Genomic DNA, 11,235 nt, shown 5'->3' with positions numbered 1-11,235 from the left:
CTGGCTCCTGACCTGGGGCCTCATCACCGCGAACCTGATTGCGGCCGTCGTGGCGGGCGCCGGGCTGGCCGTGGACATCGTGATCGGCGGGAGCGTGGTGCTGCTCGTCCCGGAGGACCTGCGCTCGCAGGCGACGGAGCGCATGCTGCGCGTGTCGTCCTCCGTGCTCAAGCACATGAACGGCGGCCTCACGACGGAGAACTGCACGGCGGTGGGCCAGCTGCTCCTGCCCGAGACCACGGCCGCGGCCATCGTCATGTCGGACGACTGCGAGTACCTCGCCGTCGTGGGCGGGGACGAGGCCCGCATCAGCGTGCGCGTGGGCGACAGGATCGGCCCCTCCACCTCCGAGGTCATCTCCAGCGGGAGGATGCAGACCTTCTCGTTTGACAGGGACAGCGACTGGCGCGACGCCGCGGACGACGGGGGCTACGTGTCGCACGAGAAGGAGTACCCCGTCGGCGTGGTCGTCCCGCTCGTGGTGCAGGAGCACACCGTCGGCACGATCGGCTTCCTGTACAACAACGGCAGCGCGATCGACCGCACGCAGCTCACCATCGCGCGCGGCTTTGGCGAGCTCCTCTCCACGCAGCTGTCCGCCTACGAGCTCGACCGCCAGGCGGAGCTCACGGCCCGCGCGGAGGTCAAGGCGCTCCAGGCCCAGATCAACCCGCACTTCCTCTTCAACACGCTCAACACCATCGCGTCGCTCACGCGCACGGACCCCACCAAGGCCCGCGACCTGCTGCGCGAGTTCTCCTCGTTCTACCGCCACACGCTCGAGAGCTCGCAGTCGCTCATCCCGCTCTCCGAGGAGCTGGAGCAGACGCGCCGTTACCTCAAGATCGAGAAGGCGCGCTTTGGAGAGGACCGCATCCTGGAGAGCGAGTCCGTGGAGCCGGGGTGCGAGAAGGTCATGGTCCCGGGCTTCATCGTGCAGCCCATCGTGGAGAACGCCGTGCGCCACGCCATGCGCGACGAGGGCCCGCTCTCCATCGACATCCAGGTGGTGACCGATGGCGACGACGTGCTCATCGCCGTGGCGGACGACGGCCTTGGCATGAGCGAGGACGTGGCGGACCGCCTGCTCGAGCGCTCCTCGCAGGACTCGAGCAAGAGCCCCAAGGGCACGGGCATCGCGCTGCGCAACGTGGCGGAGCGGCTGAGGCGCTTCTACGGCGGCAACTCCAACCTCGAGATCATGTCCAAGGTGGGCGAGGGAACCGTCGTCACGCTGCGCCTTGCCAACGTCGCACCAAAAGAGCACGACGCTCGGATAGAATAGTGAACGTTGACTCTAGCGCGGCGCCCGACGAACCTGGCGCCGCAGGATCAGAACCATGCGGTCCGGAAAGTTGGGTGATATCAATTGTTGAACGCACTTATCGTGGACGACGAGGCGCCCGCCCGCTCTGAGCTCAAGTACCTGCTGGAGGAGACCGGTCGCGTCGACCTCATCCGCGAGGCGCGCAACGCCCGCGAGGCGGTGGAGTCCCTCGTCAAGAGCAAGGAGGGCTCCGACCGTCGCATCGACGTGATCTTCCTGGACATCTCGATGCCCAAGACGTCCGGCATGCAGCTGGCGGAGGCGCTCCACAAGCTCAAGAACCCACCCTGCGTGGTGTTCGTGACCGCCTACAGCGAGTACGCGCTCGAGGCGTTCAACGTGGATGCCGTCGACTACCTCATGAAGCCCGTCGAGACCGACCGCCTCAACCGCGCGCTCGACAAGGTGGAGGCCGCCGCAAAGCCCGCCGCCACGAACCACCCCTCGCAGGAGCGCATCCCGGTGGAGAAGGGCGGCCGCAAGGTGCTCGTCCCGGTGGACCAGATCCTCTACATCGAGGCCAAGGACGACTACTCCTGCATCTACACGGAGCAGGACCGCTACCTCTCGACCATCTCGCTCGCAAAGCTCGAGCAGAGGCTCACCCCGCACGGGTTCTTCCGCGTGCATCGCGGCTACATCGTGAACCTCGACCACGTGGAGGACGTGGAGGTCATCTCCAGCGGCATCCTGCAGCTGGGCATCAAGGGCATGGAGGACAAGAAGATTCCCGTCTCGCGCCGCCGCGTCGTGCCCCTCAAGCGCGCGCTCGGGTTGTAGCGACACGCTGATCTCCACGCGCACCGCGCCCCGGCGCGGGCGCGCGTGGGGGAGAAGGACCAGACACATGCGCTTCGACATCATCTCTGACACGCACGGCTATCTTTCCCAGGAGCTCCTGGACCAGCTCCAGGGCGCCGACCTCATCGTCCACGCGGGCGACATCTGCTCCGAGTCGGACTACCAGGCCCTCAACAAGATCGCCTTCACCTACGCCTGCAAGGGCAACAACGACTGGGGCTTCGAGTACGACACCTTCGTCACGCCCATGGTGCGGTTCTTCTCCGCGGGGCTGCGCTGGGAGGTCTGCCATTACCGCGAGCGGCTCGACCTCGAGACCTGCGAGGTCGCCATCTGCGGCCACACGCACCGCCCCTTCGTCACGCGCGACGAGCGTACGGGCGTCCTCGTCATGAACCCCGGCAGCCCCACCTTCCCGCGCGCGGGCGGCCCCACCATGGGCCGCATCATCGCGGAGGACGGCAAGATCGTCAGCGCCAAGATCATCGAGCTGGACGAGAAGGACCTGAGCTGGGGCTAGCGGGCTCCCCCATGAGGTACGGCGCCACGAGCTTGGTGTAGACCGCGAGCCACGCAATGGACGCGCAGAAACCGGCCAGCACGTCGGACGCGTAGTGCACGCCCAGGTAGATGCGACTGAACCCGACGAGCACGATGACGGCGCCAAATCCCAGGACGCCCAGCCACTTGACGAACTCGTCCTTCTCGTAGCGCCAGACCATCCAGATGAGCAGCCCATAGAACGCCATCGCGGCCATGGAGTGGCCCGAGGGGAAGCTGTAGCCGCTCACCGTGGCAAGGCGGTAGCCCGCCGGGCGCGGACGCTGGATCAGGTACTTGAGCCCCTGGTTGAGCAGGGTGGCGAGCACCAGGTTGACGGCCGCGCAGAGGCCGGGGCGCCTGCCGGGGGCAAACTCCTCCACCATGAGCAGCATCACCACGAGCACGATGGGCGTCGCGAGGTCGGAGAGCGTCCGCATGATGGGCGTGAGCCACGGCTGGCGCATGTTGACCACGATGAGGTAGTAGGCGGCCGCGTCGAGGCGGAAGATGTCCTTCTCCTCTATCTCGAACAGCAGCCAGATGAAGACGATGACCGCGGCGGCCCCTATGAGCACGCCCCGCTCCCTCCTGATGCGCGCGAGCACTCCACGTGCCCGCGATGCGCCCGTCTGCCCGTCCGCCATGCCGGTCTCCCTTGTCGCTTGCGTCCCGCACCAACAAAAAACGGGCGCCCGCAGGACGCCCGCCCGAGTCTTTACCCTGCCTTAGAGGTTGGCCTCGAGCTCCTTCACGAGGTCCGCCTTGGGCATGTTGCCGATCAGCGTGTGGACCGGCTTGCCGTTCTTGAAGAGGATGAGCGTGGGGATGGACACGATCTGGAACCTCTGCGCGAGGTCGCCCTCCTCGTCCACGTTGCACTTGTAGACCGCGAGCCTGTCCGCCATCTCGTCACCGACCTGCTCGACCACGGGGCTCAGCGCGCGGCACGGGCCGCACCAGGATGCCCAGAAGTCAACCAGCACGGGCTTGTCGGACGAGGCGAGCACGGAGTCGAAGTCCGCCGACGTGATTGCCTTTGCCATGTTTGCTCCTTCGTAGTGGCGTGCCTTCGCACGCAGGTTGTCTCTGCGTCGCTTATACCCAAATCTCGCGTGCTTGCGGCGCTAGAATCAGATGCGAAGAAACCGTGGTGGATGGAGGCGCGATGCCGTCGGAAAGGGAGTCTCGGCGCGCGGCGTACGTGGCAAAGGCCAGGGCCGAGGTGGCCGAGCTCGCCCGGCGCGGCCTCGTGATGGCGGGGCATACCTTCTCGCCCGTGCTCTTTGTGAAGGGCGAGCCCAACGAGGGCGAGAGGAACGGGGCGCCTCCGCTGTCGGGCGCGGACGGGACCGCGCTGCGCAAGTCGCTCGCGGCGCTCGGCTACGCGCCCGAGGACTGGGTCGCACTTGCCTGCACGCTCGAATCCGGCGAGCCCGTGGGCCGCGACCTCGTGCGGCTTGCCGTGACGACGCTCGACCCCGCCACGGTCATCGCCTGCGACGAGGCCGCGACCAACGTCCTGCGCGACGCCTACGCGGACGAGCTCGCGAGCCTGCCCGACTTTGCCTGCGCCATGCTCGCGCCCGGCGTGGTGGCCGACGTGCTGGGCATGCGCTTCCTCAACCTGGGCGGGTTCGAGGCGGCGCTGGGCGACCCCAAGCAGAAGCAGATCATGTGGGCGCGCCTCAAGCGCGTGCCGCCGCTGGGAGAGCCCATCTAGGTCGCGCTCCACGGGCGTGCCTCTGCCGAGGGCCCGCGTTCTTCTCGCCCGCGCTATATCCCGGTGGTGCATTTTTCGGCGAGCGGGGTAAAATAAAACTGTATGTGGGTCGCACATGGCTTGCTGCGGCCCTGTCTTGCTTGGAGTCATGCAAAGGAGCGCTCATGCCAGACGTACCCGCACCCATCGATGCAACCCAAACCCCGGAGTGGAAGGCCCTCCAGGCCCACTACGACAAGCTGCAGGAGGCCGGGATCAACCTCAAGGGCTGGTTCGCGAGCGACCCGCAGCGCGTGAAGAAGCTCTCGTTCGACCTGTCCGACCTGCACTTCGACCTCTCGAAGAACCTCGTGACGGACGAGACCGTCAAGCTCCTGGTCGCGCTGGCAAAGGCCGTCGGCCTCGAGGAGCGTCGCACCGCCATGTTCAACGGCGTGCACATCAACACCACCGAGGACCGCGCCGTGCTCCACACCGCGCTGCGCCGCCCCGCGTCCGACGCCGGCAAGCTCATCGTGGACGGCCAGGACTGCGTCAAGGACGTGCACGAGGTGCTCGACCGCATGTACGCGTTTGCCGACCGCGTCCGCTCCGGCGAGTGGAAGGGCGTCACGGGCAAGCCCATCAAGAACGTCGTCTCCATCGGCATCGGCGGCTCCGACCTCGGCCCGGTCATGGTGTACGAGGCCCTTAAGCCCTACGCCGACGCCGGCATCTCCGTGCGCTACGTCTCCAACATCGACCCCAACGACATGGCCGAGAAGGTCAAGGGCCTCGACCCCGAGACCACGCTGGTGATCATCGTCTCCAAGACGTTCACCACGCTCGAGACCATGACGAACGCCCGCGAGGCTCGCACCTGGCTGCTCGAGGGCCTCAAGGCGTCCGGCGCCATCGACGGCTCCGACGCCTCCGTGGCAGACGCGGTCAAGCACCACTTCGTGGCGGTCTCGACCAACCTCGAGCTCGTGGAGAAGTTCGGCATCGACCCGTCCAACGCCTTCGGCTTCTGGAGCTGGGTCGGCGGCCGCTACTCCGTCGACGCGGCCGTGGGCCTGTCGCTCATCATCGCGTTCGGCCCGCAGATGTTCAAGGACTTCCTGGCCGGCTTCCACGACCTTGACACCTACTTCTGCGAGACCCCGCTCGAGCAGAACGTGGTCGCCCTCATGGGCCTCATCAACGTCTGGTACGTCAACTTCTTCAAGGCCGCCAGCCACGCGGTGCTTCCCTACAACCAGTACCTGCACCGCTTCCCCGCGTACCTGCAGCAGCTGACCATGGAGTCCAACGGCAAGTCCACGCGCTGGGACGGCACGCCCGTCACGACCAAGACCGGCGAGATCTTCTGGGGCGAGGCCGGCACCAACGGCCAGCACGCCTTCTACCAGCTGATCCACCAGGGCACGCGCCTCATCCCCGCGGACTTCATCGCGTTCGCCAACACCGCCAACCCCACCAAGGACGGCGACCAGGACGTGCACGAGCTCTTCCTGGGCAACTTCCTCGCGCAGACCAAGGCCCTTGCCTTTGGCAAGACTGCCGACGAGGTCCGCGCCGAGGGCACGCCCGAGTGGATGGTCCCGGCCCGCGTCTTCACGGGCAACCGTCCCACCACGTCCATCTTTGGCGACACGCTGAACGCGCACGCGCTGGGCGAGCTCATCGCGCTGTACGAGCACATTACCTTCGTCGAGGGCACGGTCTGGGGCCTGGACTCCTACGACCAGTGGGGCGTCGAGCTGGGCAAGCAGCTTGCCAAGCAGATAACCCCTGCCTTCCACGACGACGAGGCCCTCGCCAAGCAGGACGCCTCCACCAAGGCGCTCATCGCGTACTACCGCGCGCACCGCAGGTAGGGCGTAAGAGGGCGTAAGGCCGGGGCGAGAAGGACGCGTCCTTCTCCCCAGGAGCGCATGCTGGGCCTCCGATGCCACTGGGGTGTCGGAGGCCCCCTTTCTATCGGTTGTCTGAGGCGCCCGCGGGCCATGTGCCCGTGGCGCCGGGCGGGAGGATCGCATGGCACGCTACGTCACGTACACGGAGGTCGCGGACCTTGGCCCCTACGTGCGGCTCCTGATGCTGGAGGAGCCGACCCCCGTCGACCGCGGCCTGCTCGCCGCGACCGCGTTCGAGGTGCGCTCGCGCGCCGACGGCACGACGGACGGGATCGCGGTGCCCGTGCTCCGCGCGTTCGCGTGCGACGCCGCGGGCGAACCCGTGGGGGAGGGCGCGACCTCCGCGCTCCAGACCGCGTCCTACGTGGCGCTCGAGCTGCCCGAATGCGAGGCGACGCGCACCGTGGGCGGCAACGTCATGGGATCCTTCAGGGTGAGGCGCGGGTTCTGCGTCACGCAGTCGGGCCCCGTGGGCAGCGTGACCTTCGACGAGCCCGCGGGCGACCGGTGTCCCGCGCTCGACGGCTGGGACCTCGGCCTTTCGGGTACCTTTGACGGCTATTACATGCGCTACGCGCTCTTCTCGCCCAAGGCGGCGGGGCGCGAGGCGGGGCGTGGCGGCACGCCGCTGTTGCTCTGGCTGCATGGCGCGGGCGAGGCGCACGACCCGTGGCTTTCCGTCATGGCCAACCGCGTCACGGCGCTGGGGCTGCCGCGCATACAGCGCGAGCTGGGCGGGGCCGCCTACGTGCTGGTGCCCGCCTCGCCCACGTACTGGATGGACTCCGGCTCGGGCATGATGGAGGACGACAACCGGAGCCGCTACACCGTCGCCCTCAGGCAGCTGGTAGATTCCGTGGTCGCGGCGCACCCGGACGTGGACCGGAGCCGCGTCTATGTGGGCGGCCTTTCCAACGGCGGCTTCATGACCTGCCGCCTGATTGCGGACTATCCCGGCTACTTTGCCGCGGGCATCGCGCTCTGCGCGCCGTGGAACGAGGACCTTGCCACGGAGGCTGAGTTCCGCGCGCTCGCGCGCACGCCGCTCTGGTTCGTCCACTCCAAGGACGACCCGATCGTGGACCCAGACAGGACCGCGATTCCCAACTTCCGGCGCCTGCGCGCGATGGGTGCGCCCGACGTCCACCTCACGCTCCTGGACCACGTCGTGGACCAGACTGGCAGGTATCTGGACGCCCAGGGCCGGCCGATGCGCTTCAACGGGCACTTCGTGTGGATCCCCGCCTACAACGACCAGGTGCGCGAGACATGCGAAGGCCCCACCTCCCAGGAGGGAGGCAGGGCCCTGACGCTGTGGGAATGGGTTGGTTCGCGCCGGCTTCCCAAGCCGGCCGGCCGCTAGGCCGCGGTCGCTACTCCACCACGAGGTCGCGGTACTCCGGGTGCTTCTTGAACCAGTCTTTGGCATAGCTGCACGAGAGCCGCGCCTTCTTTCCCATCGACTTGATGTGCGCGGCCGCGCGGCCCATGAGCAGGCCGGCCGTTCCCATGCCGCGCTCGGACGGCGCGACGTACGTCTTCGTGATGTCCATGACGCCGTCACCGGCGTCCGTGAAGTCGACCTCGCCCTTCACGTCGTCGTCATCGCCCAGGAACTCGACGTTGTTGTCGTTCACTTGAAAGATCATGTGTGAGCCCCCTTTGTGTGTAAGGAAGGAGCCGCGAGGCATATCGCCCCGCGACCCCTTGGCAGGTTTGCATATGAATTCTGTATACCCAACTACGTAGGACGCTATTCTCGTCCGCCGCTCGCCGACGGCGCGCTCAGCAGTTGCCCGTCAGAACGCAGGGCAGCTCCTCCCGCGCGACGTCAGCCAGCTGGTAGACGGTCTCGCGCGGCGTCGCGTCGCGGTCGGTCAGGTGCCAGCGTGGGAAGAACCGCGTCACGTGGAGCACGATCCTGGGGTCCACGGAGCGCAGCCAGCGCGCCAGCTCGCGCATCTGCGCGGCGGAGTCGTTCATGCCCGGCACCACGAGCGTCGTGACCTCCAGGTGGCAGGTGGGCGTCGCGGCGAGCGTCTCTATCGTGTGCCTGACGTCGTCGAGCGTGCCCACGACCCCGGCGCACTCGTCGTAGAACGCGGGCGAGAAGGACTTGAGGTCGATGTTGGCGGCGTCCAGCAGGGGCGCGAGCCCGTCCACGACGCGCGGCTCGGCGCACCCGTTGGAGACGAGCACGTTGGCGAGGCCGGCCTCGTGCGCGAGTCGGCCGCAGTCGCGCACGTACTCCCAGCCCACGAGCGGCTCGTTGTACGTGTACGCGATGCCTGCCATCTGCCTGCCGCGGGCCTCCTCGCGCCCGCGCTCGCCAACGGCCAGGTCGACAAGCTCCTCGGGCGTCACCTCGCGCCACGGCACGTCAGCGGCGCCCGCCTGCGAGATCTGCCAGTTCTGGCAGAAGGGGCAACGCAGGTTGCAGCCGTAGCTCCCCACGGAGACCACCGTGGAGCCCGGCTTCCAGCGCGCGATGGGCTTCTTCTCGATGGGGTCGAGCGCGATGGACGTGAGCCGCCCGTAGTTGGCGGCCACCACGCGGCCGCCCCGGCACGCGCGGGCGCGGCAGAACCCCGTCGCGCCCTCGGCAAGCCGGCAGTGCCGCGGGCAGACGTCGCAGGTGGCCGTGCCCGCCGCGACCTTGCCGCCGTCTGCCGTCATGTGTGCCTCACGACCTCGAAGCGCTGCAGCTGCCAGTCGTCGCGGTCGAGGTCGATCCCGCCCTTGCGCGCGGCGATGCGCACCTGCTGCTCGATGGTGTCCACGCCGTCCAGGTCGGGCAGGAGCAGCCCGCGCCGGCCGTCGCGCGTGCTCACGATCACGCCGTAGCGCTTGGTGTCCAGCTGGCCGGGACCGCGGATGGGCTCGGGCTTGGAGAGCACGTCCACGTCGTACACCAGCTCGGGTAGCTCGTCCTCGCTCACGGGCGAGAAGCGCGGGTCGTGCGCGCCGGCGGCCACGGCGTTGCTCAGCACCTCCTGACGGAGCGTGGGCTTGGTCGGCGCGATCGTGCCGATGCAGCCGCGCAGCTCGCCGTCCTTCTTGAGCGAGACAAAGCAGCCGGCCGCGCCCTTGGGGGCCGCGTCCTCGAGCTCGGCCCGCAGCTTGGAGGGCACGTCCTTCTCGCCCAGGCGCTCGCCCGTGCGCACGTAGGTCTCGAGCGCCAGGCGTGCCAGGCGCACGAGCGGGTCCTCGGCGGCCTTGCGGTCGGCCATCTGCTTGCGGTGGAAGTCCTCGTAGGCGGTCAGGAAGTCGCGGCTCGCGTCCGCGCGCTCCTTGCCCTTGGGATAGAACGAGGCCACGCCGTAGCCCACGCCAAACGGCCCCTCGTACGAGAGCAGCCGCGGCGTCACGTCCGTCTGGTCAAGGGCGCCCGCCATGATCTGGAAGCTGCGCAGGCCGCACTCGGCCGCGCGCTCCGCAAAGCCGCGGTCCATGGTCAGCAGGTCAAGAAAGTCGGCGGTCTCGAAGTCGTGGCACACGCGCTTGTCGAACTCGGGCCCCTCCGGCGCGAAGCCGTACGGGCCGTCCGGCTTGAGCTTGTGCGAGAGGTCGCCCGAGGCCACGTAGACCACGCGGCGGCCCAGCACGTCGGCCACGCGCTGCACGAGCATGCCCATGCGGTAGTGCTCCGCGGGCGAGAGGCCCGAGATTCCCATGCGCACGAGCTTGAAGCTTGCGGGCCTCTGCGCTTCGCGGTACGCCGCCTGGATGAAGTGGAGCGCGATCATGGTGGCGTGGTCGAGCGACGGGTCGCGCTCGCCCGCGGTGCCGGCGGAGAGTCCGTCCGCGTCGCAGGCAGCCGCAAGGGACGTGGCAAACGCGGCGTCGTAGTCGACGTCGTAGGCGGCCTCAGGCGCGCCAAACTGCGCAAAGCTGCCGTGCGCGTGCGTGCCGGGCGACACGTGGATGTAGTCGCGGTACATGATGGAGTGCGGCGTGGACAGCACGATGGTCTGGGGGTCGAGCTCCACGATCTGGCGGCTCACCTTGCGGTACGCCTCGATGGTGGACGCGATGCCCCTCTCCCTCCCGCGTCCCACGGCCGGGATGATGAGTGGCGGGTGCGGTACCGCAAACGCTGCGACGATGGCCATACGTCCTTCTCCCCGCGCCAAAAAGGGCGCGCGACACCACGTGGGCATCGCGCGCCTTGTGCATGGCGCTCAATCTTGGTGCCAGTCACCACATTCTTACCCAGCCTGCGGCGTCGTAGGCATGGGCTCCGGGCTGCGGACGGCTGGCGGCGCGGGGTCGCGCGGCGTCTAGCGCTGCTGCTCCAGGAACTGCTCCAGCTCGCGCAGGCGGCTCACGCTCATCTGGCCGGCGGGGAAGTACGCCACGCGCGCCTTGCCAAACGTGGCCAGGCAGCCGTGCTCGTTGTGGCGCACGTGCCGCAGGCTTTTGAGCGGGTAGCGCGCGACCTCCGGGCCGGGGCCCTCCACGATGACCTCCGTGGGCGTGACCACGTTGTGGCGGTTGAGGTCCTCCTTGGAGTCGCCCAGGTTGGTGCCCATGAGCGCCCACATGGTGACGGACTTCCAGTTGCCTGACGCCGTGGCGCCGGAGATCGCCATGATGAGCGCGATGCAGAACACCACGATGTTGAAGCCCACCATGAAGTTGACCACGAGCATGACCATGCCCACCACGAGCGCCACGAGGCAGAGGTCGCGCACGTGGCCCGACCCATAGAGCTCCGCGGCGTTGTCCGCGCTTGCCTCGTCCAGGTAGTACGAGGCCGAGAAGAGCACGTCGCCGTACTTGCGGGCGTCCTCCTCGGCGGTGGTGCGATGGGCCTGCTCGTGCTCCTTCGCGCTGATGCGCGCCGCCTGCTTGGCGCGGTTCTTGCTCTTCTTGGACATGCGACACCTCCGTGTTGTGTGACTCGGCAATGGTAGCGCAAACGGGACGCGGCCCGCCCTGGGGCG

The 11,235-nt window shown here is 68.2% G+C and carries 12 protein-coding genes; 6 read left to right on the top strand and 6 right to left on the bottom strand.

The window, feature by feature from the left end; genetic code table 11:
- The first annotated feature begins 7 nt into the window (after positions 1–7).
- The 3 genes from ACI38Z_RS05375 (at position 8) to ACI38Z_RS05365 (ending at position 2,648) form a co-directional block, all read left to right on the top strand.
- A complete protein-coding gene (locus tag ACI38Z_RS05375) occupies positions 8–1,285 on the top strand; it encodes a sensor histidine kinase (protein ID WP_439789166.1) in 1,278 nt (425 codons plus the stop codon).
- 84 nt (positions 1,286–1,369) lie between these two features.
- Positions 1,370–2,107, top strand: a complete 738-nt coding sequence (locus ACI38Z_RS05370; RefSeq protein ID WP_439789165.1) for a LytR/AlgR family response regulator transcription factor — start codon at positions 1,370–1,372, stop codon at positions 2,105–2,107.
- A gap of 67 nt (positions 2,108–2,174) precedes the next feature.
- Positions 2,175–2,648 (top strand): metallophosphoesterase family protein, encoded by a 474-nt coding sequence (locus ACI38Z_RS05365; protein ID WP_439789164.1) that lies wholly within the window; start codon positions 2,175–2,177, stop codon positions 2,646–2,648.
- On the opposite strand, the gene ACI38Z_RS05360 is transcribed toward ACI38Z_RS05365, so the two are convergent.
- Together ACI38Z_RS05360 and trxA are read right to left on the bottom strand one after the other, a co-directional pair.
- Positions 2,611–3,315 (bottom strand): phosphatase PAP2 family protein, encoded by a 705-nt coding sequence (locus ACI38Z_RS05360; protein ID WP_439789163.1) that lies wholly within the window; start codon positions 3,313–3,315, stop codon positions 2,611–2,613. The two genes, ACI38Z_RS05365 and ACI38Z_RS05360, sit on opposite strands and share 38 nt — an antisense overlap.
- A gap of 81 nt (positions 3,316–3,396) precedes the next feature.
- Complete coding sequence (gene trxA / locus ACI38Z_RS05355; protein WP_439789162.1) at positions 3,397–3,714, bottom strand: thioredoxin; 318 nt, start codon at positions 3,712–3,714, stop codon at positions 3,397–3,399.
- Positions 3,715–3,836: 122 nt separating this feature from the next.
- Here trxA and ACI38Z_RS05350 point away from each other — a divergent pair, with 122 nt between their 5' ends.
- From ACI38Z_RS05350 to ACI38Z_RS05340, 3 genes are all read left to right on the top strand, one after another.
- Positions 3,837–4,391: a hypothetical protein gene (locus ACI38Z_RS05350; RefSeq protein ID WP_439789160.1), complete on the top strand. Its 555-nt coding sequence runs from the start codon at positions 3,837–3,839 to the stop codon at positions 4,389–4,391.
- 164 nt (positions 4,392–4,555) lie between these two features.
- Entirely contained in the window at positions 4,556–6,250 is a 1,695-nt protein-coding gene (pgi, locus tag ACI38Z_RS05345; protein WP_439789159.1) for a glucose-6-phosphate isomerase, read from the top strand.
- Positions 6,251–6,410: 160 nt separating this feature from the next.
- Entirely contained in the window at positions 6,411–7,652 is a 1,242-nt protein-coding gene (locus ACI38Z_RS05340) for a hypothetical protein (RefSeq protein WP_439789158.1), read from the top strand.
- Between the two features lie 10 nt (positions 7,653–7,662).
- Here ACI38Z_RS05340 and ACI38Z_RS05335 read toward each other — a convergent pair whose 3' ends face one another.
- The 4 genes from ACI38Z_RS05335 to ACI38Z_RS05320 all read right to left on the bottom strand — a co-directional run bounded on the left by ACI38Z_RS05335 (position 7,663) and on the right by ACI38Z_RS05320 (position 11,169).
- Positions 7,663–7,938 carry a GNAT family N-acetyltransferase gene (locus tag ACI38Z_RS05335; RefSeq protein WP_439789157.1) on the bottom strand — a complete coding sequence of 92 codons (276 nt, stop codon included), beginning with the start codon at positions 7,936–7,938 and terminating at the stop codon, positions 7,663–7,665.
- Positions 7,939–8,074: 136 nt separating this feature from the next.
- Positions 8,075–8,965, bottom strand: coding sequence for an AmmeMemoRadiSam system radical SAM enzyme (gene amrS, locus ACI38Z_RS05330; RefSeq protein ID WP_439789155.1), 891 nt, complete (start codon positions 8,963–8,965; stop codon positions 8,075–8,077).
- A complete protein-coding gene (amrA, locus tag ACI38Z_RS05325; RefSeq protein ID WP_439789153.1) occupies positions 8,962–10,401 on the bottom strand; it encodes an AmmeMemoRadiSam system protein A in 1,440 nt (479 codons plus the stop codon). The genes amrS and amrA overlap by 4 nt, the downstream gene beginning before the upstream one ends.
- Positions 10,402–10,569: 168 nt before the next feature.
- Positions 10,570–11,169 carry a hypothetical protein gene (locus ACI38Z_RS05320; protein ID WP_439789151.1) on the bottom strand — a complete coding sequence of 200 codons (600 nt, stop codon included), beginning with the start codon at positions 11,167–11,169 and terminating at the stop codon, positions 10,570–10,572.
- Between the last annotated feature and the right edge of the window lie 66 nt (positions 11,170–11,235).

Origin of the sequence: Parafannyhessea sp. (genome assembly GCF_051876455.1) — a bacterium.
Classification (GTDB): domain Bacteria; phylum Actinomycetota; class Coriobacteriia; order Coriobacteriales; family Atopobiaceae; genus Parafannyhessea.
This window is presented reverse-complemented; position numbering and strand designations above follow the sequence as displayed.

Bases quoted from the DNA above. Each gene is read 5' to 3' on its own strand.
- ACI38Z_RS05335 (WP_439789157.1), bottom strand. From the start codon at position 7,938: ATGATCTTTCAAGTGAACGACAACAACGTCGAGTTCCTGGGCGATGAC.
- trxA (WP_439789162.1), bottom strand. From the start codon at position 3,714: ATGGCAAAGGCAATCACGTCGGCGGACTTCGACTCCGTGCTCGCCTCG.
- amrA (WP_439789153.1), bottom strand. From the start codon at position 10,401: ATGGCCATCGTCGCAGCGTTTGCGGTACCGCACCCGCCACTCATCATC.
- ACI38Z_RS05350 (WP_439789160.1), top strand. From the start codon at position 3,837: ATGCCGTCGGAAAGGGAGTCTCGGCGCGCGGCGTACGTGGCAAAGGCC.
- pgi (WP_439789159.1), top strand. From the start codon at position 4,556: ATGCCAGACGTACCCGCACCCATCGATGCAACCCAAACCCCGGAGTGG.
- ACI38Z_RS05360 (WP_439789163.1), bottom strand. From the start codon at position 3,315: ATGGCGGACGGGCAGACGGGCGCATCGCGGGCACGTGGAGTGCTCGCG.
- ACI38Z_RS05340 (WP_439789158.1), top strand. From the start codon at position 6,411: ATGGCACGCTACGTCACGTACACGGAGGTCGCGGACCTTGGCCCCTAC.
- ACI38Z_RS05365 (WP_439789164.1), top strand. From the start codon at position 2,175: ATGCGCTTCGACATCATCTCTGACACGCACGGCTATCTTTCCCAGGAG.
- amrS (WP_439789155.1), bottom strand. From the start codon at position 8,965: ATGACGGCAGACGGCGGCAAGGTCGCGGCGGGCACGGCCACCTGCGAC.
- ACI38Z_RS05320 (WP_439789151.1), bottom strand. From the start codon at position 11,169: ATGTCCAAGAAGAGCAAGAACCGCGCCAAGCAGGCGGCGCGCATCAGC.